The sequence below is a fragment of the Sessilibacter sp. MAH1 genome (assembly GCF_054658315.1).
Window position 1 is genome coordinate 21,778 of sequence record NZ_BAAGIC010000015.1, and the last position, 26,939, is coordinate 48,716.

At 43.9% G+C, this 26,939-nt stretch carries 22 protein-coding genes and 2 tRNA genes; 10 read left to right on the forward strand and 14 right to left on the reverse strand.

The genetic code is table 11. The features are described from left to right. The first annotated feature begins 502 nt into the window (after nt 1-502). Together ACYQ28_RS14435 and ACYQ28_RS14440 are read left to right on the forward strand one after the other, a co-directional pair. Entirely contained in the window at nt 503-1,432 is a 930-nt protein-coding gene (locus ACYQ28_RS14435; protein WP_460051372.1) for a lytic murein transglycosylase, read from the forward strand. A 351-nt stretch (nt 1,433-1,783) separates the two neighbouring features. Then, complete coding sequence (locus ACYQ28_RS14440; RefSeq protein ID WP_460051371.1) at nt 1,784-2,416, forward strand: hypothetical protein; 633 nt, start codon at nt 1,784-1,786, stop codon at nt 2,414-2,416. A 111-nt stretch (nt 2,417-2,527) separates the two neighbouring features. Here the strand turns inward: ACYQ28_RS14440 and ACYQ28_RS14445 are convergent, their stop codons facing one another. After that, nucleotides 2,528-3,838, reverse strand: coding sequence for a multidrug effflux MFS transporter (locus ACYQ28_RS14445; protein WP_460051369.1), 1,311 nt, complete (start codon nt 3,836-3,838; stop codon nt 2,528-2,530). A 358-nt stretch (nt 3,839-4,196) separates the two neighbouring features. Between ACYQ28_RS14445 and ACYQ28_RS14450 the strand changes: the two genes are divergently transcribed. Next, nucleotides 4,197-4,796, forward strand: coding sequence for a DUF924 family protein (locus ACYQ28_RS14450; protein WP_460051367.1), 600 nt, complete (start codon nt 4,197-4,199; stop codon nt 4,794-4,796). Between the two features lie 118 nt (nt 4,797-4,914). Here ACYQ28_RS14450 and ACYQ28_RS14455 read toward each other — a convergent pair whose 3' ends face one another. Further along, nucleotides 4,915-6,054, reverse strand: coding sequence for an alpha-hydroxy acid oxidase (locus ACYQ28_RS14455; RefSeq protein WP_460051365.1), 1,140 nt, complete (start codon nt 6,052-6,054; stop codon nt 4,915-4,917). Between the two features lie 180 nt (nt 6,055-6,234). Between ACYQ28_RS14455 and ACYQ28_RS14460 the strand changes: the two genes are divergently transcribed. After that, nucleotides 6,235-6,978, forward strand: a complete 744-nt coding sequence (locus tag ACYQ28_RS14460) for an FCD domain-containing protein (RefSeq protein WP_460051363.1) — start codon at nt 6,235-6,237, stop codon at nt 6,976-6,978. A gap of 186 nt (nt 6,979-7,164) precedes the next feature. Further along, complete coding sequence (locus ACYQ28_RS14465; RefSeq protein ID WP_460051361.1) at nt 7,165-7,650, forward strand: putative 4-hydroxy-4-methyl-2-oxoglutarate aldolase; 486 nt, start codon at nt 7,165-7,167, stop codon at nt 7,648-7,650. A 263-nt stretch (nt 7,651-7,913) separates the two neighbouring features. Here ACYQ28_RS14465 and ACYQ28_RS14470 read toward each other — a convergent pair whose 3' ends face one another. After that, on the reverse strand, nt 7,914-8,129 hold the full coding sequence (locus ACYQ28_RS14470) for a tautomerase family protein (protein WP_460051360.1): 216 nt from the start codon (nt 8,127-8,129) through the stop codon (nt 7,914-7,916). Between the two features lie 830 nt (nt 8,130-8,959). Between ACYQ28_RS14470 and ACYQ28_RS14475 the strand changes: the two genes are divergently transcribed. Continuing rightward, nucleotides 8,960-12,241, forward strand: a complete 3,282-nt coding sequence (locus ACYQ28_RS14475; protein WP_460051358.1) for an ExeM/NucH family extracellular endonuclease — start codon at nt 8,960-8,962, stop codon at nt 12,239-12,241. Nucleotides 12,242-12,276: 35 nt separating this feature from the next. Then, nucleotides 12,277-12,690: a CPBP family glutamic-type intramembrane protease gene (locus ACYQ28_RS14480; protein ID WP_460051356.1), complete on the forward strand. Its 414-nt coding sequence runs from the start codon at nt 12,277-12,279 to the stop codon at nt 12,688-12,690. Nucleotides 12,691-12,729: 39 nt separating this feature from the next. On the opposite strand, the gene modC is transcribed toward ACYQ28_RS14480, so the two are convergent. Further along, nucleotides 12,730-13,803 (reverse strand): molybdenum ABC transporter ATP-binding protein, encoded by a 1,074-nt coding sequence (gene modC, locus ACYQ28_RS14485; RefSeq protein ID WP_460051354.1) that lies wholly within the window; start codon nt 13,801-13,803, stop codon nt 12,730-12,732. A gap of 61 nt (nt 13,804-13,864) precedes the next feature. Beyond that, the gene (gene modB, locus ACYQ28_RS14490) at nt 13,865-14,569 is read right to left on the reverse strand and encodes a molybdate ABC transporter permease subunit (RefSeq protein WP_460051353.1); all 705 of its coding nucleotides are present in this window, start codon (nt 14,567-14,569) and stop codon (nt 13,865-13,867) included. Between the two features lie 330 nt (nt 14,570-14,899). Between modB and ACYQ28_RS14495 the strand changes: the two genes are divergently transcribed. The 3 genes from ACYQ28_RS14495 to ACYQ28_RS14505 all read left to right on the forward strand — a co-directional run bounded on the left by ACYQ28_RS14495 (nt 14,900) and on the right by ACYQ28_RS14505 (nt 19,117). Further along, nucleotides 14,900-15,454 (forward strand): hypothetical protein, encoded by a 555-nt coding sequence (locus ACYQ28_RS14495; protein WP_460051351.1) that lies wholly within the window; start codon nt 14,900-14,902, stop codon nt 15,452-15,454. 223 nt (nt 15,455-15,677) lie between these two features. Next, the gene (locus tag ACYQ28_RS14500) at nt 15,678-16,004 is read left to right on the forward strand and encodes a NifB/NifX family molybdenum-iron cluster-binding protein (RefSeq protein WP_460051350.1); all 327 of its coding nucleotides are present in this window, start codon (nt 15,678-15,680) and stop codon (nt 16,002-16,004) included. A gap of 236 nt (nt 16,005-16,240) precedes the next feature. Continuing rightward, a complete protein-coding gene (locus ACYQ28_RS14505) occupies nt 16,241-19,117 on the forward strand; it encodes a KAP family P-loop NTPase fold protein (protein ID WP_460051349.1) in 2,877 nt (958 codons plus the stop codon). 34 nt (nt 19,118-19,151) lie between these two features. On the opposite strand, the gene ACYQ28_RS14510 is transcribed toward ACYQ28_RS14505, so the two are convergent. The 9 genes from ACYQ28_RS14510 to ACYQ28_RS14550 form a co-directional block, all read right to left on the reverse strand. Continuing rightward, a tRNA-Met gene (locus ACYQ28_RS14510) sits at nt 19,152-19,228 on the reverse strand. Nucleotides 19,229-19,353: 125 nt separating this feature from the next. Next, nucleotides 19,354-20,445, reverse strand: a complete 1,092-nt coding sequence (gene ychF, locus ACYQ28_RS14515) for a redox-regulated ATPase YchF (RefSeq protein ID WP_460051347.1) — start codon at nt 20,443-20,445, stop codon at nt 19,354-19,356. A gap of 153 nt (nt 20,446-20,598) precedes the next feature. Then, the gene (pth, locus tag ACYQ28_RS14520; protein ID WP_460051345.1) at nt 20,599-21,183 is read right to left on the reverse strand and encodes an aminoacyl-tRNA hydrolase; all 585 of its coding nucleotides are present in this window, start codon (nt 21,181-21,183) and stop codon (nt 20,599-20,601) included. A gap of 95 nt (nt 21,184-21,278) precedes the next feature. After that, nucleotides 21,279-21,893: a 50S ribosomal protein L25/general stress protein Ctc gene (locus ACYQ28_RS14525; protein ID WP_460051344.1), complete on the reverse strand. Its 615-nt coding sequence runs from the start codon at nt 21,891-21,893 to the stop codon at nt 21,279-21,281. A 142-nt stretch (nt 21,894-22,035) separates the two neighbouring features. Then, nucleotides 22,036-22,965 (reverse strand): ribose-phosphate pyrophosphokinase, encoded by a 930-nt coding sequence (locus ACYQ28_RS14530; RefSeq protein ID WP_460051402.1) that lies wholly within the window; start codon nt 22,963-22,965, stop codon nt 22,036-22,038. 213 nt (nt 22,966-23,178) lie between these two features. Further along, nucleotides 23,179-23,253: transfer RNA gene (locus ACYQ28_RS14535), tRNA-Gln, on the reverse strand. 5 nt (nt 23,254-23,258) lie between these two features. Beyond that, nucleotides 23,259-24,107 carry a 4-(cytidine 5'-diphospho)-2-C-methyl-D-erythritol kinase gene (ispE, locus tag ACYQ28_RS14540; RefSeq protein WP_460051342.1) on the reverse strand — a complete coding sequence of 283 codons (849 nt, stop codon included), beginning with the start codon at nt 24,105-24,107 and terminating at the stop codon, nt 23,259-23,261. A 55-nt stretch (nt 24,108-24,162) separates the two neighbouring features. Further along, complete coding sequence (gene lolB / locus ACYQ28_RS14545; RefSeq protein WP_460051340.1) at nt 24,163-24,759, reverse strand: lipoprotein insertase outer membrane protein LolB; 597 nt, start codon at nt 24,757-24,759, stop codon at nt 24,163-24,165. A gap of 5 nt (nt 24,760-24,764) precedes the next feature. Then, nucleotides 24,765-25,916 carry a tetratricopeptide repeat protein gene (locus ACYQ28_RS14550; RefSeq protein WP_460051400.1) on the reverse strand — a complete coding sequence of 384 codons (1,152 nt, stop codon included), beginning with the start codon at nt 25,914-25,916 and terminating at the stop codon, nt 24,765-24,767. Between the last annotated feature and the right edge of the window lie 1,023 nt (nt 25,917-26,939).

The window sequence follows — 26,939 nt, forward strand, 5'->3', positions numbered from 1 at the left end:
TATATTTCTTTACCGGTTGGAGGTTTCAGGCTATCCGTTCATGAATACAGAGAAATCTAACCGCTCTATTAGGTCTTCGTTTGTTATTGTTTTTTTGAATCTATAGTGTTCGCTGCACTAAAATCTATCTGGCGTATATATTTTAAAAAAGATGTCCGCGGCTTTGAGGTTCAGACTCTCTCCAGGCTGCGCGTTGACGCGGGTTTTACGCAACCATGATAATAATATGAATGACATTAGTAAGGGTATTTGGAACGTCAATTGCTGTTAGCCATGCAGAAACATTAAGGTTTTGAATACCTAATTTAAGAAACAGCGGTTTTGCAGGGCATTGTGGTTAAACTTAAAGCTTAGGTGTCGCCCCAATAAAGCGCGCATATATGTTGATTGACGGTTATTGTGCGTTGTTTTGGTGATATTGGCGTGGTGGGTTGGTAATTAGCTCACAGATATTAGTGCAACTGCGAGGTCATTGCTCTAGGACAAAGTTTTGGACAGATCATTGAATTCAAAAAAGACGGTAGGTGATGTTCAGTTAGAAACAGCCTGCGAAAATTATTCCGAGCGGCTACTGGCGTTAAGTCTCATTAAGCAAATTAGCCATTTATGCCGAGCCATTCAGCGCCACCGTGGTTTGGGCATGTCTCTTATTGCCGGCTACGAAGAATTTGCCGACGAATTTCACGCGCTCCAGCGCCAAGTTTCGCGTCGTATGCGCGCGCTTCAAGAGTTCTCTCGACAAGCTAATAAATTGATTAGTGATCAAGAGCTTGAAAAACTTGATGCGTCGTGGAATGTCATCAATCGAGATTGGCAAGGTGATTCTGTCATGGAAAACTTTGAATACCATTCTCATTTTATCGAGCAGCTTTTGCAGTTGATGATGGTGTTAGCCAGACACCTAGAGCGTCCTGTGGCGGTTCTTTTTTCTGAGGTTGATAGTCGTGACGGAAAAATCACCAAGCTAGAGCCGCGAAAGCAAATGTTCAGTCAAGTGGGTTTGTTGGTTTTTGTGTGTAACCAACTACCGAGTTTGGTTGAACATATTGCGAAGATTCGCGGTCTTTCAACGCTTGCTGCCAGTCGACGCAAACAAGACGAATTAGAGAGCAGTAAATTACGCTATTTTATTCAAGGCACGCGTGTTCAATATGAAAAAGTAAGAACTCAAGGTAACCGTCTTTTAGAGGTCACTGGCAATAAAATTCAGTCACTACCTTTAATTAAGGCTTACGAATTCAAACTGATGTTCTTATTAACAACCGTTGAACGAGAAGTGCTAGACCCAAAAGTCATTACTATGGATAGTCGTCAGCTATTTGATTTGGCGACGGAAATTATTGATGTCTATTTAAAGGTCGTTGACGAAGGTCTTTCTTTATTAATGAGTTGGCAAGAAGAGTCTTTAGAGTCTTGGTTTAAGGCCGAATAATTCCCGCTACAATATTTTCGTTCTTTTCTAAACGTGAATAGATGAACATATTAATATTTTCTTCTATTCACGCTTTTCATTCACTACCGCAACAAAACATTTCTGCCAAGTATTAATTGCATAAAACGCTTGATCTGTGTGGATATTTGTTTCTTTTTTACAAAATATTAAAGCGACAGATACCGCTGCTTTGACGCATAAATATGCATTTACAATGTGGCCAATTTTTTTTGTATAGTTTATGTAAATTCCGTAGAAATAGATTATTAGTTGTTCGTATTCTGATAAAGTTAATATTCTGAGAGGAAGTTCCTTTTCTTTCAGGGTAAGCCGTGCAGGAGGCACAAAGTTATGTTAGTTCGTATTTCTCTCTTCCTGGCGTTAGTAGTTTTTGCTGCTGCTGGTGCTCAGGCCACCACTGTGAGTTTTGGCGACTGGGTTTACAATACCACGGACCAAATCGATTGGCAGGTGAGTGTTGACGACGAGTCAAATGAAGGTTATTTCACCTTTAATATTGATATCGGCGATCAAACCTTAACCGGTGATGTGATTGGTTTTGGTTTTAACTCTGAGCTGAATTTTGGCAGTAGTGGAATCAACCTTGACCTAGTTGAGAGTTTCACTGATGGCGTGGCGTTTGGTAATTGCCGTGGAGCGTGTAACTTTAACGGTACTGGCATTAATCCAGAATACGCGTTTTCAGTGGGTGCTTTAGGCCAAGACTTTGTTAGCCGTTTTTCTTTCGGTCTTCCAACTTTTGGTGCGACCTTAACTGCTAATACTTTTTCTTTAACAGCTATTCGCGCGCTTCAAGTTGGTGATGATCGTGAGAATTCTGTAAAAGACTACTCTGCTACAGCAACTGTGGTTGCGGTTCCTGAGTTGAACGGTAACTGGGCAGTTATTGTTGCGGCATTATTGTTAAGCTGCTTGTTGCTTAAACAACACCGTACGGTTCGTTTAGCACCTCGTTTTGCTTAATGTAGCTTTGCCATTAAAACCGGCCTTTAGGCCGGTTTTTTTATGTCTGAGTGATTTAGCATTCAACCAACAGCAGTAAAGGTCTGATTTGTGGGGTTAGGTACAAATAAACTAAGCGATGGTTGGGCCGCTGCCGGTTTTTAGTTGTAAAACAGCTCTTAAGATAATGCCTGTCAGGGCTGCGCCCAAAAACACCGTGGTTACCGGTTGCAAAGTACCATCGGCGAAATAAGACGTTAAAAATCCCGCGCCCGCGCCCCACAAATACGAACTTGCGCCAATAAAGGCCGTAGCCGTTGCGGCGTGCTGGGGAAATGATTCTACGGCACTGGCACTGGCATTGGACGAGATCATGCCTAAAGACGCACAGAAGGCACACAGAAGTGCTGCAAACACCCACAGCGTTGGCTGTTCCGAAAAGTACACATACAAAAACAGCGTTAACGATGTACTTAAAAGAGCCGCTTGACCAACGTTTAATAGCTGGTGCGGATTAAAATGCCCGAGTAACGTAATATTAATTCGATTGAATATTGCCAAGGTAATAACATTAGCGCCGAAAAAATACGGAAAAATATGCTCACTAACGCCAAAATATTCAATGAAAATAAATGAGCTGGCCGTAACATAGCCAAACAGCCCAGCGTAAGAACAGCATTGTGCGAACACATAACCCATGGCGTAGCGATTGCTGACCACTAGCCAATAACGCTTGAGAGCCGGTGTTTTATGCGTAATGTGAGCGCGTGTCTCGGGCAGTCTTTTGGTTACTAAAACAACAAGAACGGCTGCGTAAATGAGCAGAAAAATAAAAATGCCGTGCCAGTGTGTTATCGCCAAAATAGAAGAGCCAATGATCGGCGCAATTAAAGGCGCGATCATCATAATGATGGCGACTTTTCCTAAATTCTTGGCAGCTTCCCGTCCATTGCTCAGATCTCTAATAATAGCCGGTGGATTAACGCCAGAAAAACCTCCGCCGAGCGCCTGAATTACACGCGCCACCCACAGCCAATGTGCTGAATTAGAGAGCAGCACAGCAATGGTACCGACGCAGAATAAACTTAATCCTAGGTAGATCGCTTTTTTTCGGCCAATGGTATCGGAGATAGGTCCGCCAAAGAGTTGTCCAAAAGCAAAACCCACTAAAAAAAAGGATAAAGACAGTTCTATATCGTGAATACTGGTTTGATACTCATTGGCAATAGTTGGTAAAGCGGGTAAATAAGCATCAATTGAAAACGGAGTCATTGCCACAATTGCTGCAAGCATAAAAATCGGTACAGCGATTTTTGTTGTCGTTGCGTCGTGAGCTGAGCTATTTACAGCGTGAGTAGAGGCGGCATTATTGGCCGAACTATTACCGGTATCTGTGTTATGTGTTTTGGATAAATTTGAATCCGTGTTTGACGAGCTGTTCATGGATTTTACTACGTTAGAAAGGGTCGTCTGCGAACAGACAATAGAAGCACTTAAGTAGACCTTAACGGGTTCAATAATTCAATCGATACGAACTCTTATTGTTTTATGAAATTTTTATTAGAGGAAACTCTAATAAACCTAGAGTTTCTCACAACACAAGGAAATGTCGCCAATTTCAAGAACGGTAAGTGATTGAAATTGTGAAGAAATTGGAAATCACATTGTCAATTTCTGTCCTGTGATTAATTCATGGATGAGTTAATCAGAGGTTCGTAGAGTACTTTGATCGCACTGATCGATAACACTAAATGCTTTAATTCCTGATACGATAACGAATATTTTTAAATTTCTTTTTTCTATGACTCAATATCAAAATTTACCTCGCGAATGTTGGTCGGTTCTAGACTTCTGGTTTCGTGAGCTAACACCTGGGCAATGGTTTTGCGGTGAGCCGGAGCTTGATCAAATCATCATCGAGCGTTTTAGTCCATTGCATAAACAGGCCTGCAAAGGGGAGTTGGACTCTTGGCTGAGCAGTGCTCGTGGATCTTTGGCGCTGATTATTATTTTAGATCAGTTTTCCAGACATCTATATCGCAACTCATCGGACGCCTTTGCTCAAGATAAAACCGCACAAAGTATTGCGGTAAACGGTATTCGCACCGGTCTTGATCGCACCCTCAATTCCGCCGAAAGGCACTTTTTTTACATGCCGCTTATGCACGCTGAAGATCTTAAGCTGCAAAACATGGCGATTAAACAATTCAAAGTATTGAAGCAAGAAGCCGAAAAGACACTTTCGATTGCCGAAAAACATCTTCAAGACATAGTCCAATTTGGTCGCTTTCCTTATCGCAACGAGGCTTTGAATCGCAAATCTACGGGAGCAGAGCGGGGTTATTTAACCGCAAAAGATCGAGACCGCTCGTTAGAGCAATCTTTGGATGACGACGGTTAACAATATCTAAGTTTAAGAGATGAATTTGTAGTCATCGGAATAAAGACGGTCGTGGGAATAAAGGTATAGGAACCTCTGATTAAATCTAAGCAAGTTAATCAGAGGTTTTTACCGCAAGTTAAGGTTTTTTGTACAAAATATCTTTTGATATTTCATCTAAACCATTAATGCCCGTGAGCGCCATAGAGACATCCAATTCTTTACGAATCAACTCGATGGCGGTTTTCACACCTTCTTTACCATTGGCGCCAAGGCCATACAAAAATGCCTTTCCGATAAAACCACCACGCGCACCCAAAGCCATACCTTTCAGTAAGTCTTGGCCACTGCGAATGCCGCTGTCGAAGTACACTTCGGTTTGATCGCCGACGGTATCAACAATGCTCGGTAACACTTCGATAGACGAAGGTGCGTAATCGAGTTGGCGACCGCCGTGGTTAGAGACCACAATGGCATCGGCGCCGGAGTTAACCGCGTGCTTGGCATCTTCAGGATCAAGAATACCTTTGATGATTAATTTGCCCGGCCACAAACTTTTAATCCATTCAACGTCTTTCCACGTTAACGATGGGTCGAACTGACCGGCAATCCATTTAGATAAGGTGGTCAAACCATCGTTAGCGGCTTGTAATTCGGTAAGGTTGCCAAAGCTTTTGCTGGGGCTGGTTAACATGTGCCAAACCCAAGCAGGTTTGGTCATAATATCAATAGCATTACTTACCGTTAGTTTTGGTGGTACAGCCAAACCGTTTTTAATATCGCGGTGGCGTTGCCCCTGAATTTGCAGGTCCGCCGTTAACATTAGTGCCGAACATTCGGCAGCCTTGGCGCGCTCAATCAATGAACGGACAAAACCGCGGTCGCGCATCACGTATAACTGAAACCAAAAAGGTTTAGTGGTTCTGGCTTTTACCTGTTCAATGGAACAAATCGACATGGTACTTAAGGTAAACGGAATACCTAATTCTTCGGCGGCCTGTGCTGCTAGAATTTCACCGCTGCCGTGCATAATACCGGTGAGCCCGGTTGGCGCTATCGCCAGCGGCATGCTGACTTTTTCGCCGAGCATTTCGCTGTCGATGCTGCGTTTTGATACATCAATCATCACGCGTTGACGTAACTGCATGGCTTGCAGGTCTTGGCGGTTTTTGTTGATGGTGTTTTCGTCGTAAGAGCCGCGATCAACATAATCAAAAATTGCTCTGGGGGCGCGCTTTTTTGCTAATAAGCGTAAATCTTCATTGCAGGTAATTGCCATTTTTATTATTAACCTCTATTTTGGTCTGACCAATTTTTTCTAGATATCAAACCATTGAAACGGAAGTGTGATAGTTCGTCAAATATTAGTTTAAGATACTGAAAAATATAAATATTTTTTAATTTGAACACACTGTCATTAATTTTAAATAACATTAAAAAATAAATTGGTCAGACCAATATGAATGAAAATCCTGTCTACCATTTTTTAAGATCCTGCATGATCGAAGGCAGTTTGTCCGCCGGTGATCGACTGCCTGCCGAGCGAGTTCTATCGGAACGTTTTTCAATATCGAGAACGCGTATTCGCGAAACCCTGCAAGTACTCAAGACCGAAGGCTGGATATACAGTCGCCCCGGCGGCGGTCACTTTGTGAGTGATCAGCTGGAAAAGAGTTTTTCGAATCCGCTGGCAGAAATTCTTGCCAACAACGAAGACTCGCATTTTGATTTACTGGAGTTTCGATTAAGCCTAGAAGGGGATTGCGCCTACTACGCTGCACTAAGAGCTACCGATGTTGATCTCACGACGCTCACCGAAGTGTTTGAGCAGTTGTCCAAATCCAGTAAGAGCAACGATATCTTAGCCAGCGCGACTTGGGATGCACGTTTTCATTTGGCCATTGCCGAAGCCAGCCACAATGTGATCTTTATGCACGTTATTAAGAGCTTATTTTCGGTATTTCAAAGCACTATGTACCAAAGCATTCAAGAACTCTTGGCGAACAATATAACCCGTGACAGCTTGTTTAATCAGCATGCGGCAATATACGATGCCATACACAATCGCAAGCCCAGTACCGCGCGCGAGGCCGCACAGCAACATGTTCGCTATGTATCCGATACGCTGCAAGATTTGGTGAAAGAGAAAATGCGAACCGAGCGTGCATTGCGGCGTTCACACGCTAAAAAGTTTGACTTATAGCGATACCAAATTATTGGATTCATCAGAATGTTGGTCGCAAAAAACTCGGTGGTTTGTTTTTAAACGATCAGATGTTTTTAGATTTAACCGCTTTAAGTTTAGCGATTTTAAATTTAGTGATTTTAAATTTAAATAATTTTCAAATTAAACGTTTTAAAATTAAGAAATAAATATCAGGAGACCGTAATGGCTAAAATATCTACGCCAGATTTATACGACAAATATGAAGACAGTTTAAAAATACTGGATTCTATATTTAATAATTACGGCGGTAATAAACAATTTTTTGGCGAAGTTGTTACCGTAAAATGTCATGAAGACAATTCATTGGTTAAATCACAAGCCAGTGTTGCCGGTGAAGGTAAGGTGCTTGTGGTAGATGGCGGTGGCTCGCTACGTAAAGCCTTGCTCGGTGACATGATTGCCGAAGAAGCGGTAAAAAATGGCTGGGCTGGATTCGTTATTTTTGGTTGTGTACGCGACTGTGACGAATTAGGTGCATTACCATTGGGCGTAAAAGCGCTAAATACCATTCCGGTTAAAACCGAAAAACGCGGTTTGGGTGATTTAAACGTTCCTATTACCTTTGCAGGCCACACTATAAAGCCGGGTAACTGGATTTACTGTGATAACAACGGCATTGTTATTTCTGAAGAAAAACTAGAGCTTTAATGTTTAAAGAAGGACACGCTCGATAGTCTTTACGAAAATAAGCGCATATTGAAGTGGTTTTTGTACGCTTAATGTCGAGTTTAAAAATAACTGAAAGAGGTTAGATGAAAACTCTGATTAATTTCTTAAAAGACTGATTTGTACCAATCTTTTAGCAGCACAAGGATGTGTTGTAGATGTTGGATATCTTTTTGAGTTGCCAACAAAAAAATCCTGTACTCAATTTAATCAGAGTTTTATTGCTAAAAAAAATTAGGCATAGATTAGCTTTGCATTAATTTTTTTACATCGCTTAATGATAGCGCATTGCCACCAACACCCCATTGGCCGTCGTTGACTTCTTCAATAGTAATCCAAGTAACTTCACGAAGTTTTTCGCTGGTTACTTCACAAACCGCATCGGTTACTTTAGTAATTAATTCAGCAGATTGTTCTTTAGAAAGTTCGTCTTTAAATACTTTAATTTCGATAAAAGGCATGGGGCGCTCCTAAATACTAAATGGTTTTATTGTTATTGGTTTACAAAAAGTTAAATAAAGAAAATGCTAATTCCTAGCGCTTTTAAAGCGCTTGAATAAGTCGAACAGTAATTTTCTTCTTGCAAACTGATTAAACCGTCGCAAGTGGTTGAAATTGTACGTCGCATTTTCGATATTTGCCCTCTGATTAAATCTTAGCGAAGTCAGTCAGAGATTCTTTAAGTAATCTGTCTTTGGGTTAGACGTTTACGCTGAAGTTTGTTGGGCGTAGTGAGAGGTTAACGGATTTTTTAGGGACTAAGCAACTCGGCTCAAAATTCGTTATTTATGAAATATAAATTTAATAATTCATACTTTAAGAGGGTGTTGTGAATAAATGTTTAAGAAAAATCATACTATTAGCGGGTTGTGCAAAAAGCTGTTTTCTAAACACAAACAAATAACCATCAAAAATAATAATAGATGGTTATTTGTTTGTGTTTAATTATTCAAAAAAAATCTAAAAAAGCCGTTCAAATTGATCACATAACATTCCGCCTCTTCATCTCAACCTGTTTTGGTTGGTCAATCCAACAGGATCAAAATCGTTTTTTCGTCGTTTTTGTTAATCCCTCAATCGATAACGACGTGCATTTTTTGAACGCTTGTTATTCGTTTTGGTAATTTTATTGTTACAAAAATATGCATTAATGAAATAAAAAATCGCATTTTGTTTGAGGTAAGCATCACACTTTAGCGTTTACTGAGGATATATTGTACGAATCTTAAGTGAACCGGTTAAGTATTTTGTTGGATATTATTTTTACGATTAGGAATGACGGGGAAACATTATGAAGAAAAAATTACTGGCCAGTGCGCTGCTGAGCGCAATGGCACCTGCTGTGTTTGCGCAGGATCTTATTATTTCAGGTATTGCGGACGGCCCTATTTCGGGTAACCCAAAAGCGCTAGAGTTACGCGCTCTTGCGGATATTCCGGACTTAAGTGCATATGGGTTTGAAAGTCTATCATCTACGACTAATGGTAGATTAAATGGCGGTGGTCCAGATTTCGTATTTCCAAGTGTTGCGCTTGCTGCTGGCGAATATATTTATGTTGCTACAGAAACCCCTGTTTTTACTGATTTCTACGGATTTGCACCTGACTACACAACTGGCGAAATTAGCGTAAATGGTGATGACCCAATATTGCTTTATTTCAACGGTGTAATTTCAGATACCTACGGTGTAGAGGGTGTAGATGGTAGCGGGACCGAGTGGGATTACACGGATGGTTGGGCAAAACGTAACGCCAGCGTCACCGCTCCAAATGCAACTTTTACAGCATCTGAGTGGGCTTTCAGTGGAACTGATGTGTTTGATGGACAGACCACAAATGCTACTTCTCCGACTCCGTTCCCAGTAGGTGCTGAGGAGGCAACTCCTCCAGAAGAAGAGCAGCCACCAGCCGAGCCACCATTAGTTCTTATTTCTGCGGTTCAAGGTAATCCTACCACCTACGGTACCAACAACTTTGGTGACGTTGATGTCAGCCCAATTATCGGTGAGTTAGTTACCGTTGAAGGTGTGGTCGTTGGCGATTTCCAAGATGGCGATACCGACGAGACTCGTAATCTACGCGGTTTTTACTTGATGGAAGAAGTGGCCGACCAAGATACCGATCCTACGTCGTCTGAAGGTGTGTTTATCTTCGATAACACCTTTGGTGTAGACGTTAACGTCGGTGATGTGGTTCGTGTATCCGGTACCGTTAACCAAAACTTTGGCGAGACGCAAATCAACAACATTACCGCGGTAACCGTTGTTGCACCTTGCATTATTGATCCAGCTGCCGCCGTTGCTGATTTGGTTACCGATATCAACCTTTCTGCGATTACCGACGTTACCCTAAGCCAAAACGATGACTTTCAGCCAGATCTAGAATCTTACGAAGGCATGTTGGTTCGCTTCCCAGAAACCCTAACAATCACCGAACAATTCCAGTTGGATCGCTTTAATGAGATTCGCTTGGTTGCCGGTGAGCGTCCACGTCAGTTCACCCAAGAAAATGCCCCAAGCGCGGCAGGTTTTGATGCTCAGGCACGTTTAGACGGTGCTCGTTCAATCGTGTTTGATGACGGTTTAAATTTCCAAAACCAAAACGTCTCGGGTTTGTTCCAATTCCCTTACGCCGAAGCCGTAGCTCCACGCATGGGTGATCAAATCGTTAACCTTTCTGGTGTTTTGGATTACAAATTTGCCGGTAATGGCGCATCGGGTTCAACCTGGCGTGTTCGCGGTCATTTAGATGGCGTAAACACCTTCACATCAACCGCGGAAGAAAATTCGCCAAACCCACGCACGGCTGCTCCTGAAGATGTTGGTGGTAACCTTAAAGTTGCCTCTATGAACGTATTGAACTTCTTCACCACCATCGATTTGTCGGGTGTTTCCACTGCAATTGGTATGGACCCACGTGGCGCCGATACCACCGAAGAGTTTGATCGTCAGTTAGTTAAGCTGACGAATGCCATTGTTGCTATCGATGCCGACGTCATTGGTTTGATTGAGATCGAAAACGAATTCAACAGCACCGAAGCCGTTGATACCGCCGTTGAAGCGCTAATTGCCGCGGTTAACACACAGTTGGGTTCCGAGGTTTACGCGTTTGTAAATCCGGGTGTGCAATTTGTGGGTTCAGACGCAATTGCCGTTGCCATGATCTACAAACCAGCAGCCGTTGAAATTGCCGAAGGCAGCACCATCGCCATGCTAAATGACACTATCGCAGCAACCTTGCCAGGTTTTGAGACTCGCGACTTTGCGGCTGATCCGTTATTTGAAGGCCCGGCCACCAGCCGTGTGCCTTTGGCGGCAACCTTTGAAAGTGTCGAAACCGGTGATTTATTTACCGTTGTTGTTAACCACTATAAATCAAAAGGTCAATCGGGCCTTAATGACGAAACCAGCCCTAACTTCGACCAAGGTGATGGCGCAGGCTTCTGGAATGCACGTCGTTTAGAAACTTCACAAGCTGTATCTGCTTGGTTAGCAACTAACCCAACGGGTATTGTCGATGGCGATATGATCGTTATGGGCGACCTAAACAGCTACGCGCAAGAAGAACCTGTGCAATTCTTGTTAGGCGAAGGTTTTGTTAACGTCGAAGGTGCTGAGTCAAACTCATTCGTATTCGACGGCCAAACCGGTACCCTTGATTACATTTTGGTCAGCGACGAGCTAAACGCCAAAGTTAACGATGTAACCGTTTGGAACATCAACTCCGACGAAGCCGATGCCTTAGATTACAACCTAGATTTCGGTAAAGAAGCGAGCTACTTTGATGGTACTACAGCAACTCGTTACTCAGATCACGACCCTGTAATCGTTGGCTTCAACCTAGAATCACCAAACCAAGCGCCTGTTGCTGATGCTGGTGCTGCTCAAACCGTTACCGAAGGTGCAACCGTTACTCTGGATGCTAGCGCATCTACGGATGATGCCGCAGTGACAGCATTCAGCTGGACTCAAGTTAGCGGCCCAGCCGTAACCCTAACCGGTGCCGATACTGCAACGCCAAGCTTTACCGCGCCAGAAGTTGCTGCTGAAACCGTGTTGGTATTTGAAGTAACCGTAAGCGATGCCGAAGGTGAAACAGCTACTGCCATGGTTTCGGTAACCGTCAACGATGCTCCAAACCAAGCGCCTGTTGCAGATGCTGGTGCAGATCAAACCGTTGATGAAGAGTCTACCGTTACCCTAGCGGGTTCTGGTACCGATCCAGAAGAGGGTGAATTAACCTTCGAATGGGATCAAGTTTCTGGCCCATCGGTAAGTTTGTCCGGTGCAGATACTGCAACTGCAAGCTTCACGGCACCAAGCTTAACATCGGATCAAGAATTGGTCTTTGAGTTAACCGTAACCGACGCAGAAGGTTTAAGCAGCACCGATCAAGTGACTGTAACCGTAGTAGATGTGGCGAACGTACCTGCCGACAATGGCGATCGTAAAAACATCTTTGGTTGTTCATTCGGTGGCGGTAACGCTCCAGTTGACCCAACCCTACCGTTTGCAGCCTTGTTAGCGTTGCTCTTTATCAACCGCAAAAAATTCGCTAAATTCATGCATTCATGAATCGAGCTGAATTAAACGCACTAGGGGCAGCCGTAATGGCTGCCCTTTTTATTTTGGGGCTTTGGTGTTGGTATTTAGGTGTATTGCCAACCTTCAATCGCCTAGACTCACTGCGAACTGTTGTGTTGGCCGGTGCGTTTTACCCTATCTGTGAAGAAATTATTTTTAGAGGGCTTATTCAGCAAGAATTATTAAAGCTAAAAATATTCAGCAAAAATCGTCTACCGTTCAACGTTACGTCGTTAACGCTTGCCAATGTAATCACTAGCATCGTATTTGCGTTTATGCACGTGCTGTACTTTCAAAGTGTGGGGGCGTTTGTGGTGGTTATACCATCGCTGATATTTGGTGGGTGTTTTGAGGTTAGAAAAAAACTGCTATTACCGATTTTGGTACATGGAATTTATAACCTATTAGGTTTGTTAGCGCCGGCCTTTTACAGTGCTTAAGATTATTTTTGTCAATAAGCTTTTTAAACCAACGTTTTCTTATCGCATTAGCGCCACACTTTTAATTTGTGCGTAGACAATTTTACCGGGTTCAATATTAAGCTGATGTTGAGACAAACGCGTAATCTGCGCTAAAAAGCATTCCCCGCCCATATCCAATTTAATCAACACCTTCGCCGGATCAACGGCCTGTGTTATAGAATCCACCGTTACCGGAAATACGTTCGAAATACTCGATTTTTGGCCCGGTTGTAATGCCAAGCTCACATCTTTTGCGCTAATGCGAATACGTGCCATTTTACCTACCGGAAAATCCAGTTTAGACACCGCAACCGTGCCGCCTTTAATTTTTACGTAACTCAAATGGTAGTCATCGTTATGGCTGATGACTTCACCATTCACCGCGGCGCTGGCTTCTTCTAAATGCGCTAGCGGTAAATCCGTGCGGGTGAGAATTTCATTTAAATTACCCTGCGCCAGCATTGCGCCATTGTTTAGCAGCACAATGTTGTCGGCGATACGTAAGACTTCTTCCGGCGAATGACTGACGTAAAATACCGGAATATCCAAACTGCCATTTAAGCTTTCTAAATAGGGTAAAATTTCTGCTTTGCTTTGAATGTCTAAACTCGCCAGCGGTTCATCCATTAATAATAATTGTGGGCTGGTTACCAGTGCGCGCGCAATGGCCACACGTTGCCGTTGGCCGCCCGATAACTCAGCCGGAAGCCGGTTTAAAAACGGGCTGACACCCAATAACGAAACAGCGTCATCAAAGCTGACCGATTTAACAACCTGCTTGCGACGTTTTAAGCCGTACTGAAGATTTTTCTCAACCGTTAAATGCGGAAATAAATTCGCCTCTTGAAACACATAACCAATTGGGCGTTCATGAGCCGCTAAATGAATAACTTCATTTTGCCAAATATCACCCTTAAAAATACATCGGCCAAAATCCGGCGATTCTAACCCGGCAATGCAGCGCAGTAGGGTGGTTTTGCCCGAGCCCGATTGACCAAAAAGCGCCGTTACACCTTTGGCGGCGGTTTTAAAATTTACATCTAACGCAAATTCTTCGCGTGTCACTCGGTAGGCAATTTCGATATCGTTCATGTGATTGTTTTACGGGGATTGTTTAATTTGATTGTAATTTAATTATTTAATGTGACATAAATTAAGACGCTTTAAACGAATAATTCTGCGAAGCTTTAGTATTTAAAAAATACAACAAAAACAGCACTACAAACGAAAAACCAATCATCAACAAACTCAACGCGTGGGCCTGATCATATTCAATGGCTTCGACGTGATCATAAATAGCCACTGACAACACCTTGGTTTCACCGGGAATATTGCCGCCAATCATTAACACCACACCAAATTCACCAATGGTGTGCGCAAAACCCAACACCGCGGCCGTTAAAATACCGGGCCGCGCCATGGGTAGGGCGATGGTAAAAAAGCGATCTAAAGGCGAAGCGCCTAACGTTGCAGCGGCTTCCATGGGTTTTTTGCCCATGGCTTCAAAGGCGTTTTGAATAGGTTGCAACGCAAACGGAAACGAATAAATAACCGAGGCGATAACCAAGCCTTCAAAGGTAAAGGCAAAACTCGCAAAACCGAATTGTTTACCTAACTCACCAATAGGGCCGTTGGCGCCAAGCAATAACAATAAATAAAAACCCAATACCGACGGCGGCAATACCAACGGTAAGGTAGCAATAGCCGTAACAATACTTTTCGTATTGCGGTTGCTCCAGGTTAACCACCACGCAATGGGTGTGGCAATAATTAATAAAATCACCGTGGTAATAACCGCAAGTTTAAGCGACAACCAAATGGGTTGCGGATCAACCGTAGCAAAAAAAACTTCCCACATATTCGTACAGCTCCAAGCACTCTTTTTTACCGTGGATTTTTAAAATGAGCGCAGCGATTTATATCTTTAAACTTTGCCTTTGATACTCGCATTTAACACACCAAAAGCAAACCCCAACCCTAAATACCTGCAAACAAGAATTGTTCAGTTTGCTACAGCCAGCACTTCTAAAAAGCCTGTCGGATTTGCGACATGATCTATATCAAATGCATTTAACACATTGAATTTAATAACAAAAATAGAATCATTGCACAAAAATAATACAGGTATACAAATTGCCCAATTGCGATCAATCACAGAATTTAAAATCCAACCTAGGTAGGCAAAGCTATGCTCATTCAAAAATACAAAGACGAAGGTTATCTATTTAACGTAAACCTTACCGGTGAAATTTCTGGCAACGAAATCTACCGTGGCGATTTAGTATTGGAATTCGGTGAAGTTACCGAGCGTGGTGATCGCAAGCCACCCAGCGTGGTTGCTAAACAAGCCGTGGTTTACGCCGTAGCCGATAAAATTGAAATGTTGGTGGCCGGTCTTTATCAGTTGTCTGATCTAGAAATGCTTGCCGAGCACTACCAAAACGACTGTGCCGAAGGCGCGCAAGTGTTAGTGTTTGTACACGACATTAAAGACAACCTAATTATTAGCTTAGGCAACCTAACCGTCAAAGCCGTACCGCTTGACGACGGCATGATTTGGAACGAAGCCCTAGAGCTTTTATGCATTGAAAAAAGCGACCTTAAAGGCCAAAGCGCCGAAGAAAAAGTAGTCACCATGTTTGACGAACTTAAAGCCTTTACCCTAAAAGGCGAAGCACTAAGCTACGCAGACGCGCTAGGTAAAACCGTAGAAGTAAAACACTCAGCACGCGGCCCAGTGTAAGCAAGCCTTCACGATACTGCGAAGCTTACAAAGACAATCGTGGTGACCGGTTAAAACCCTCAATTCAGGATGAATTGCGGGAGCTGCATGGATGCATTTATGCGTTTTTAAACGGTTGTCACGATTGGCTTAACCACCGTACTCATTGCGTTCATCCCAGAAATAACCAGAACGTCAAATCCTGAATTCGCCATTATTGCACCGTTAATTAATAAGAGTCCTCATGAAAGTTGCCGTTGCCAGTAAAGATGGAATCTCAATTAACCTGCATTTTGGTCACGCCAAAAACTTTATCATCTACGACATTACTGACGGCCAGCTTCAGCAAATCGACAACCGCGAAGTAGACCACTACTGCCACGGCCAGCACGGCGACCAATCCGCCATGCAAAAAATTCTACACACCATTAAAGACTGCCAAGCCGTATTCGTTGCCAAAGTGGGCGACGGCCCCGCCGAAAAACTCGCCAATATAGGCGTAACCGCTGTGGATAACTATGCCTACGAAGCGGTGGAAGAATCCCTAATCGATTATTGGCAAAAGCAATAACGTCAAAATGATTCACTTCTAACGCTTTTTACTTTAAAAATCGACGCCAATAAAGCTACCTTAAACCTTCAAAAAAACGGTTACTTGTTACTCCAAATTTACGGTTAAACCACCTCCTTTAACGTCATTTTTAACATTCCTATAAAACGCCTTTATTTGCACCGTCTTTCCTGTTTGAATTAACCATCAAATAGCGGCAAATGCCTAATCAATCGATTCAAACGAAAGCACATTTTATGGCCTCTAAAATCCCATCCGATAAAAATGCCCAAGAAACCATAAAAGCAAAATTCCAGATCGAAGATACGCTTGAAAAGGCACGTAGTTCTGCTCAATCAGAAGGTTCTGGAGAGAATGGCGATAGTCCAGAACAGTCAGAAAAAGAATTTGATAAAGAAGAGGCATTTAAGCAGAAAGTAGAAGATGCCTGTAAAGAGCTTTATAAACGAGACCGTTATTTGCCTGCTGCAATTGCTTTACGTACTGCGCTGCGAGTGTTTGGTTTTTTAGCGGAGCAAGGTCATTTCGATTATTGGCACAGGTCTCGTGACAATTATGAGCCCAATAATAAACAGTTAACACAGGTTAGTAATGACCTGCGAGCGGTTTTTTTATTGGCCTTAATGCGAGTGTTAAAACTAAGCCAAGATGTTATTGTGTTACCCAATAAAGACAACGTCGATAATGTAAAGGTCGCCACCACTACCGCCACCTTTACCTCCGCCTTCACCTCTGCCTTGACCTCTGCCCACGCCCACGGCCACGCCCACGCCGCCGTCGCCGCCGCCGCCGCCGCCCAAGACGTCCTCGCCGCCGCTTTCTCAGCCTTCTCCGCCTCCGCCGCCGTCAACGTCGCCGCCGCTGCCGCCTTCTCCGCCGCCGCTGCCGCCGACGCCGCCGACGCCGCCGACGCCGCCAAAGACGATATTATTAATGCGGTTGAGCAGGATTTATTATTAGCGCAATCTCTTTCAAGCAAAGAATTATTACTAAGACTTCTTTGGCCTATTTCTGTACCCGGTTGGTTTAACGATTTGCACACTTATAAATTTAAACCTGCATTAGAGAATTTAGCCAACGAGCAACAGGATTCTAAAGTTAAACAAGCGTTGCAGCAGGCATTAGTAATCTATGAAAACTTGGCGCAGTTAGATACAACAAAAAATAAAATCACACAAAAGCTTGATGCCAAAACCTCGTTTGAAAATGACTCAATTGTTAAAGACGCATTAAATCGCCAGCAGTTGGTCAGTGCTTTACAGGCGTTGTTTAGCCATAAAAACAACAGCAATCATTTAACCGTAGGTTTGTTGGGGTATTGGGGTAGCGGTAAAACTCGAATTTTAAATTTATTAAAAGAACGGTTATTTTTTAACAGTAAAGAAGATAAAATCGATTTTATTTGGGGTGAGTTTAATGCTTGGGCCTACGAGCATACCGATAATATTCAAGCGGGTATGGCCCACGAAATTATTCAAGCGTTAACGCAATACCGTGTTCCGTTGCAACCGAGTAAAACATCAGAATCTGTAACCGAAAAACCAGATCAGAAATCGAATAATTCTAGCCATGTAGTAGAACCAAACTACTGGCAAAAACTGGGTTACAGAATTAAAGCGGCATTAACGTGGCAATACACTCGTCGTATTTGGTTTGCAGGAGATTTTGTCGCCCACAAAAGCCCCTTTAAAATGCTGAGCTTTTGTTTGGTTTTATTGGCAACCATGATTGTGGGCTTTTATGCGGGTGCCGATTTTTATACGGCTAAAAGTTTTACCTTAGCAAATTTAACCTTTAAACCAGAAGACATTACCTTGTACGGTGGTTTTTTAGCGCTGTTATTTACGGTATTAAAATCCGTTAAAAAATTGTTTGCACAACCCTATACCAAAGAATTATTAACCTACGTAAAACTGCCCAGTTATTCCGAACACCTCGGTTTGGTTTCTGAAATGCGTAAAGATATTCAGCTGCTTTGCCAATTGCGTTTACAAAGATCTGTATTTGGTAATCAAAAACGCTTGGTTTTTGTGGTAGATGATCTCGACCGTTGCAGCCCAGAAGGCATTGTTAAAACCTTAGAGGCGGTGCGGTTAATTTTAGATATTCCCGGTGTTACGGTTATTTTAGCGGTAGACCAACGCATTGCGTTGGCGGCGCTGGCCTATCACTACCGTGAAATACAAGAGTTCCATACCAGTAACGACGCCAAAACCATCGCTCGCGATTATTTGGGAAAAATTATTCATTTGCCCATTAATATTCCCGAGCCAGACCTAGATACCGTAACCGGCTATATGAGCTACGTTTGGCAAGATGAACAACAACTCGCCAAAAACGCTGCTAGCACAGAATCAAATACCGATTCAAAAATTCAAGACTGGAAAGTTCTTATTAATCCAGAAAAACCTAAAAAGTCCGACGAAGAGACAGAGAAAAATAAACCGGCGCATAATTCCGAAGGTCAAGCCGGTGAGAGCGATAATCCCAAGCCAACTGAAAATAAAACAGACGCGATAAAATTGAATTTAGAAAACATCGTTAACGACATTCTAAAAATGCCCACGCCCGAAAAACGTAGCCACGAACAAATTCTAGAAGGCTATACACCCGAGCAAAAAGCCGCCTTTGTGTATTGGACTAATCAATTCCAACTGACCAATCCACGCCAGTTAAAGCGGTTGCACAACAGCTACAATTTATTGCAATTGGTTAGCGAACAAAACGACGAAATTGTCGATACCAACCAACACCTAGCCTTTGGTTATTTAATTACCTTAATTACGCTGGAGTTTATTAATAACCTAACCCAATTAGAATTGTCGGGCGAATTAAAATCGTGGATGTTTAACCTCAATAAATACAACCAACTATCTGTTAATTCAAAACACATAAACCAACAAAATACCGACACATTATTAGAAAAACTCAACTCACCACAACTCGAAAATACCTGCAAAATCGCCAAAGCCATTATCGAAAAAGCAGCACAACATTTTTTTGAAAATTCAAAAGAATCAAAACTGGCTACCAAAAACCAAATTCACCAACTGTACGAATTCGTTAATGCGTTTGTATTGCCAGCAATAGAAGTGGAAGCGAAAGAAAAATAAAAGATTTGAAAAAGAGAAGAGAGTATTGAGAAAGTGGTAGCTAGGGGGAGACTTGAACTCCCGACCTCAGCATTATGAGTGCTGCGCTCTAACCAGCTGAGCTACCTAGCCACTGTTCTCGATCCAAATTTGTTTTGAAGTCTGAATGATTTCAAAAGCCCCATTTGGTGAGGGCGCGAATTATTACTAACCCGAGCTTGTCTGTCAAGGCGAAAGCCCGGGTTTTTGTATTCGTTTTAGACGTTAAAGCGGAAGTGAATGACGTCGCCGTCTTTAACGATGTATTCCTTGCCTTCTAAACGCCATTTACCGGCTTCTTTAGCGCCGTTTTCACCTTTGTATGCGACAAAATCGTTGTAAGAGACGATTTCTGCACGAATAAAGCCTTTTTCGAAGTCGGTATGAATTTTACCAGCAGCTTGGGGGGCTGTGGCGCCCACGGGTATTGTCCATGCGCGAACTTCTTTAACACCGGCGGTAAAGTAGGTGTGTAGGCCTAGCAGTTCGTATCCGGCGCGAATCACTCGGTTTAGACCGGGTTCTTCCATACCTAGGTCGGCTAAGAAGTCTTGCTTTTCTTCGTCGTCGAGTTCGGCGATTTCGGCTTCCAGTTTGTTACAAATAGCAACTACCACGGCGTTTTCGGCCTCGGCAATGGCGCGTACCTTGTCGAGCAGTGGGTTGTCTTCAAAGCCGCTTTCATCAACGTTGGCGATGTACATGGTGGGTTTAAGCGTGAGCAGGCTTAGCGGCTTTAACAGCGCTAATTCTTCGGCGGTTAGCTCAAACGATCGCAACGGCAATGCTTGGTTTAGGTGTGGCAGAATTTTTTCGCATACGTCTTTCATTGCTTTGGCGTTTTTGTCTTGGCCTTTGGCAAGTTTGGTGTAGCGGGTGATGGCCTTTTCAACACTGTCGAGGTCGGCGAGGGCCAATTCGGTGTTGATCACTTCGATATCGGATTCTGGATTCACTTTACCGTCAACGTGAATCACGTTGGAATCATCAAAGCAGCGCACAACGTGAGCAATGGCGTCGGTTTCGCGAATGTTGGCCAAAAATTGGTTGCCCAAGCCTTCACCTTTAGAGGCGCCAGCAACAAGACCGGCGATGTCTACGAATTCCATGGTGGTTGGAATGATACGCTCAGGTTTTACGATTTCGGCCAGCTTGTCTTGGCGTGGGTCTGGTACGGGTACAACGCCAGAGTTAGGCTCGATGGTGCAGAATGGGAAGTTTTCTGCGTCGATACCCGCTTGGGTCAGTGCATTGAAAAGGGTTGATTTACCGACGTTAGGCAAACCCACGATGCCGCATTTAAAACCCATGGTTAATTCGTCCTGTAAGTTGTTCTGTAATGGGCTGAAGCAAGGTAATTACGCGACTTGGCGCGATTGTGCTTCAGCTTGATCAAAAGGCGGGCATTTTACACCACTGGAGTGGCTTGCATAGTCGCAAGTTTGTTTATGCGTCTTAGCTTTTTAGGTTGCGCTGTGCAATTCCTGCATAGCAAGGCTCCATTTGCCTTCCATTAGCATGGGTAAAACCTTGCTGGCTTGGTAGCTGGCTTCGTTGATTTGATCAAACTCGGCCGCCGGAGCTTTTTTCAACACGTATCCCGAAACAAGCTTAGCGTTGCCGGGATGGCCAATGCCAATGCGCAGGCGTGCGAAATCTTTGTTATTACCAAGAGCTGCGATGGTATCGCGCAGGCCGTTGTGTCCACCGTGACCACCGCCTAATTTTAAGCGTGCTACACCGGGTGCCATGTCGAGTTCGTCGTGAGCAACCAGTATGTTTTCGGCGTTGATCTTAAAAAAGTTTGCAAGCGTTGCTATTGCTTTGCCGCTGCGGTTCATAAAGGTGGTGGGAATCAGTAATTTAATATCACGGTTGTTGATGATGCCTTGGCCGTAAAATCCAAAATATTTTGCGTCGAGCTTTAGAGGAATGTTGTATTGCTCGGCAATTAGACGCACAAAGTCTTCACCGGCGTTATGACGGGTGTTTTGGTATTCGGGGCCTGGGTTACCCAGTCCAACTAAAATTTTAACGGGGTTATCCATGGGTTAAGATTGTTTTGGCGATTTTAAATTAAGAAGGGATTTGGATAAGAAGGGTACGCAATTGCAGCCGGCAGAGCCAGCTGCAAATCGACAGATTACTCAGCAGATTCTTCTTCTGTTGAGCTACCACCACGAGTTTTAGAGATGGTAACGATCGCAAGATCGTGATCAGCGTTGGTCAAGTCAACTGAAGTAACACCTTCTGGAAGGGTGATTTCAGAGATGTGTAGGCTATGACCTACTTCAAGAGCTGCAACGTCAACTTCGATGAACTCTGGAAGATCTTTAGGTAGACACATGATGTCTAGCTCGGTGATGTTGTGAGTTACAACGCCGCCTTGAGTTTTAACACCTACGCTGGTCGCTTCATTGATGAAGTGTAACGGCACTTTGGTGTGTAGTTTTTGATCGCTAGAAACGCGTAAGAAATCTGCGTGTGTAACGAATGGTTTTGCTGGGTGACGTTGTAAATCTTTAAGAATTACAGACTCGGTTTCAGAACCAATGTTTAGAGTAATGATGTGCGAGTAAAACGCTTCATTTTCTAATTGTTTAACAAGCTCTTTGTGCTCGACGGTAACTTGAAGAGGTTCTTTTTTGCCACCGTAAACGATTGCTGGAACTAAACCTTGTTCACGACGCAGGCGGCGGCTCGCACCTTTCCCTGACACTTCGCGAACTACAGCGCTAAGTACGAAATTTTCAGACATTGCTGAGTCCTCATTAAATAATTCTTCAAGCTCTTGCGACCAGATGCTTGAGGAGGTTTTGGTAATTTGGGCTTAATCGACAGTTGTTTGTTGATTTGGCCCAGGTAAATAAGCGCAATATTAAAGCTGTGTTCGATTGAACTCAGCGAAACATGGCGCTTAGAGATTCTTCATTACAAATACGACGCATACATTCTGCAAGCATTGGCGCTAAAGACAGCTGACGAATACGATCGCAATCTTTGGCCGCGCCCATCAATGGAATCGAGTCGGTAACAACCAACTCATCGAGCTCGGATTCGTTTATGTTTTTAATGGCATTGCCTGAAAGTACCGCGTGTGTACAGTAGGCGACCACTTTTTCGGCGCCGAAGCTTTTCAATGCTTTGGCTGCACCGCAAAGGGTTCCGGCGGTATCCACCATGTCATCAACTAGGATGCAGGTTCGGCCAGAAACATCACCAATAAGATTCATAACTTCTGAAACGTTGGCGCGCGGGCGGCGTTTATCGATGATGGCGAGGTCAATGTCAAGTTGTTTTGCAACTGCACGAGCCCGAACAACACCACCGATATCCGGTGAAACAACAATCAGGTCTTTGAAGTCACAACGTTCGATGTCGGCTAACAGCACTGGTGAGCCGTAAACGTTATCCACAGGCACCGCGAAGAAACCTTGAATCTGTTCTGAGTGAAGGTCGACGGTTAGTACGCGATCAACACCCACGGCTACCATCATATCGGCAACGACTTTGGCTGAAATGGGTACACGGGCAGAACGAACACGACGATCTTGGCGAGCGTAACCGAAGTAGGGAACCACAGCAGTGATTCGGCCTGCGGAAGCGCGACCAAGTGCATCTACCATGAAGATCAATTCCATTAAATTGTCGTTGGTAGGTGCGCAGGTTGGCTGAATGATGAATACGTCGCGTCCGCGCACGTTGTCATTAAGTTCAACGGTGATTTCGCCATCGGAGAATTTGCCTACGCTGGCTTTGCCAAGAGGAATTCCGAGTTTGTCCGCGATTGCCTGGGCTAAGGCAGGGTTAGCATTGCCCGAAAATAACATCAAATCAGCCACAATATCTGGTCCTGTGTGGTTAGTTTGTGTGTTGGGATTAAGACCGGGATGATCCAGGCCGCGCTTTTTATCTAATTGTAAACCGTTATGCAATTAAAAATTCTGCGTCTGGATAAAATAAATGAATTCTTTAATGAGTTACTAAGAATAGGCGCTGTTGCGAGAATGGGGCACTTATATGCTCAAATTCATACGAAATAATGGCTGGGGTGGAAGGATTCGAACCTTCGCATGACGGGATCAAAACCCGCTGCCTTACCGCTTGGCTACACCCCAGTAGCTTATGCTCTATTGAGCATCTCAACCGTTGTGGAGTTATTCACTCCCTCTGCCACAAAACCATTAATATGGCTTGGCTTTTGGTCGATTATGGTTCTTGCAGTTTCTTGGCTGTTGACGCCTAAAAAAACACAAGAGCCTGTGCCTGTCATGCGAGCATCACCGAATTGACTCAGCCAAGTAAGAGCTTCTTTCACTTCTGGATAAAGCTCAATCACTAGGGCTTGGCAGTCGTTTTTGGTGCCTCGCTCTGAAGAGGCCGCTACTTTAATGATGGGCGTGTCTCTTGTCAAACGTTTATGTGAAAAAATTTTCGCGGTGGATACATGACAATCAGGCGCCAAGACAATGAACCATTTTTTAGGCAAATCAACGGGTTGCAAAATTTCACCAACCCCCTCGGCAAATGCGCTGCGGCCGCGAATAAACACGGGAATGTCTGCTCCTAGAGTTCTTCCCAAGTCAGCGAGCTCGTCCATACCGAGTTGTAGGTTCCACAGTTTGTTAAGGGCGAGAAAGGTTGTTGCTGCATCCGAACTGCCACCACCAATGCCACCGCCAAATGGAAGTCGTTTCTCTAAATGAATTGAAATACCAAGATCGTTGGTTTTATTGGTATGACTCAACAACATTTTTGCCGCTCGAACCACCAAATTATCGTCACCGGCTAATTCTGGATGAGAGCAGGTGAAATGGATGTGTTCATCGTCGGTTACAGTAAAAGTCAGCTCATCACCAAAATCTAACAACTGAAATAACGTTTGCAGGTTGTGATAGCCGTCGTCACGGCGACCATTAATGTGTAAAAACAAGTTGAGTTTGGCCGGGGCTGGCAAGGTGATTGTGGTCATGATTGTGTTAAACAAGAAAAGCGTTACGAAGCGCTGAGTTCGTTAATTGAAATTATTAACCGGCAGTATTAAACGACCAATCGCGAATAATCAAAGTAAGTTTTAAGGAATTGAAGCTTGCGGTGAGCTTGGAGGGCAAGCGCCAGTGCTCAAAATCTTCGTATTTGTCGTAGATGATTAGCCAACCGTCTTGTGACAGAGAATCGATGCTGCCTTCAGCCGAGTAAGAAACAGCATCGATGGCTCTATTGGGTGAAGGTACGCCTTTTACCCAGTATTGAAATTGCTCGACGGGTAGATCCCACCCGAGTTGCTCTGACAAGAGTGCCCTTGCGGAGCTGCTGGTGTAGGTCTCGCCTTTAATGCTAACCGACACCAGTTTAGGTTCGCCGATGATTTCAACGTTGCCTTGGCCGAGCGGGCCGACCAAATTAATTTGGTATTGGTCGGCTGCTTGCTGTTGCCATTTAACGCTGGTGCTAGCGCTGTCTTGACTGGTTTTAACACCCAGCTTGCCGCGAATTTCCCACCGTTGCAGATTCTCTAACTGTTCCGGTAGCGGTTGCGCAGACGTTTGTTTGGACGACAAATTCTCGCAACCAACTAACGTTACCAACAAAGCCGATAAAACTGCCGTGCGCCAGCGGTTCATCAGCATTATCGATTACCTTTCAGTTTTTTCATAACACCGGGAATGATATCGCTGTTTGGATTTAGCTCTAGACCTTTATTCCAGATCGCCTGGGCTTCTTCGGTTTCACCGGTTACCCATAAAACTTCACCAAGATGCGCGGCAACCTCATGGTCTGGAAATGCAGCCATGGCTTTGCGTAAATATTCAATAGCATTTTGGTAGTTGCCGAGTTTGTATTGAACCCAACCCATGGAATCAACAATGGCGGGGTCTTGAGGGTTCAGCTCTAACGCACTTTTGATAAGCTCGTAGGCTTCGCTGTAACGATCGGTTCTGTCGGCCAGCGTGTAACCCAAGGCATTTAACGCCGTAACGTTGTTCGAGTCGTACTGTAGAATTGTGCGCAGATCTTCTTCGGTTAAATGGATTAGATCGCGTTGTTCATTCGCCATGGCGCGAGCGTAGAGCAGCGACGAGTTGGTCTCGTCAAAACTTAAGGCTTCGGTAAGAAGTTCAACCGCAGGCTTAAGTTGTTTGTGGCGTACCAGTGAGTTGGCTTGAGCGAGATATAAGCGTTCACGCATTTCTGGGAATTGTTCGCGAAGGTTAGCAAAGCGGCTATTTGCTTCGGTGTTTTCGCCTTTGGATATAAGTATGTCGGTGCTTCGCTCCAGAGCAGGGAAGAAATCCGGTCCCGATTTCACTTCTAGATAGTAACTCAGTGCTAAGTCGTCATTGCCTTGCTCGCGAGCAATTTCGCCAAGGTAATAGTTGGCAGATGTACCGCGTTCGGGCGTGTGAACCAGTTGTCCGTACAGCTCTTTGGCGTTATCCAGATCGCCAAGCTCATGATTGAGTAGCGCCAGTGAAAAAATAAAATCCGGGTCGCCGGGCTTTTGTTGATTAAGAATTCTGAACTGTTCACGCGATGCTTCTACATCGTCTTTAGCCAGTAGTCGCGCGTAGTGCAATCGCAAGCTAACGCTTGTGGGTTGCTGTTCTAGCTTTTCTAATAAAAAGCTTTTGGCTTTTTCTAACTGACCCGATTCCGCCAAAGACTCTGCTTCAAGTTTAATGGCCGCGACGTTTTGAGGATCTTGCTTTTGAACCTGTCTAGCCAGCGTGATGGCTTGGTCAAAATCATTTTGTTCTGCGTGTAAAAGCCCCAAACCCACTAACAGAGCAGGTTTATCAGGATGGGCTAAATTTAATTCATTGAAGGTTGTCAGCAGGCGCTCACGTTCAATATCGGTGGCTTGATCGGCGCGCGCAGCAATGGTGATGTATAGGGAATCTATGCTTGGGTCGTCGATTTGCTTGGCCAAATCAATTGCTTCGATAAGACGATTCGCCGAGGTTAGTTCGGTAGCTGCAATGATTTGAGCTTCTTGGTTTTCGGGCTCGATTTCATGCCATAGCAGCGAGGCGTTCAGCGTAAACTGATGTGCGCCTAAAAATTGTGCAATTCGCGTTGCCCGTGCGGCAATTGCTGGGTCGCGGGTGTGATGAGCTTGTTGCAGATAATTTCTAAGGGCAATGTCGTAACGTTGGCGATCACCGGCAAGTTCGGCAACGATTAGCGAGTAAAGTGTTTCAGGCTCAAAGTTTTTATAGACGATTTCTTGTTTGGGAGCCGGCTCTGGTGGAACCTCAGTAACGATCTCTGGCTTTTGGGTTGCGCACGCGCTTAGTAAGCAGGCGCCAGCAAGAGCTATAAACTGGGGTAACTTATTGGTTCTTTTGTTGAAGTTCAACGGTTCTCGCCTCTACTAAATTGAGTCTTGCCATTACTTCAGCGCTTGAGCGTAAGTTCTGATGTAATTTATGTGTTGGTTTTTATGGTTTGTGCACTTAGGACTTCAAACAGTGCTTTTAACAATACCGACCAATGTAATGCAGATAAAAATTTATTGCCAAGTCTTGAGTTTCGCTACACTAATCATAGTGGGGCTTGATGGTGGTTTTTTATTGGCTGTGCAATTTGATCATGCATATTGATTGAAAAAACAAAGTGATTGATGTGATTAATGTCAAACTTTGTTATGCATTTTTGCTAAAATGGCCAATAATTTGCGAACTTTTTGGTTATAGGAACCTGTGCAAAGTTGATAATTTACTAATTTGCAGATTTGTTCGTAAACACCCTTGCCAGTGGCACCGAAGATTAGGACAATTCAGAATTTGAGCAACTCGAATGG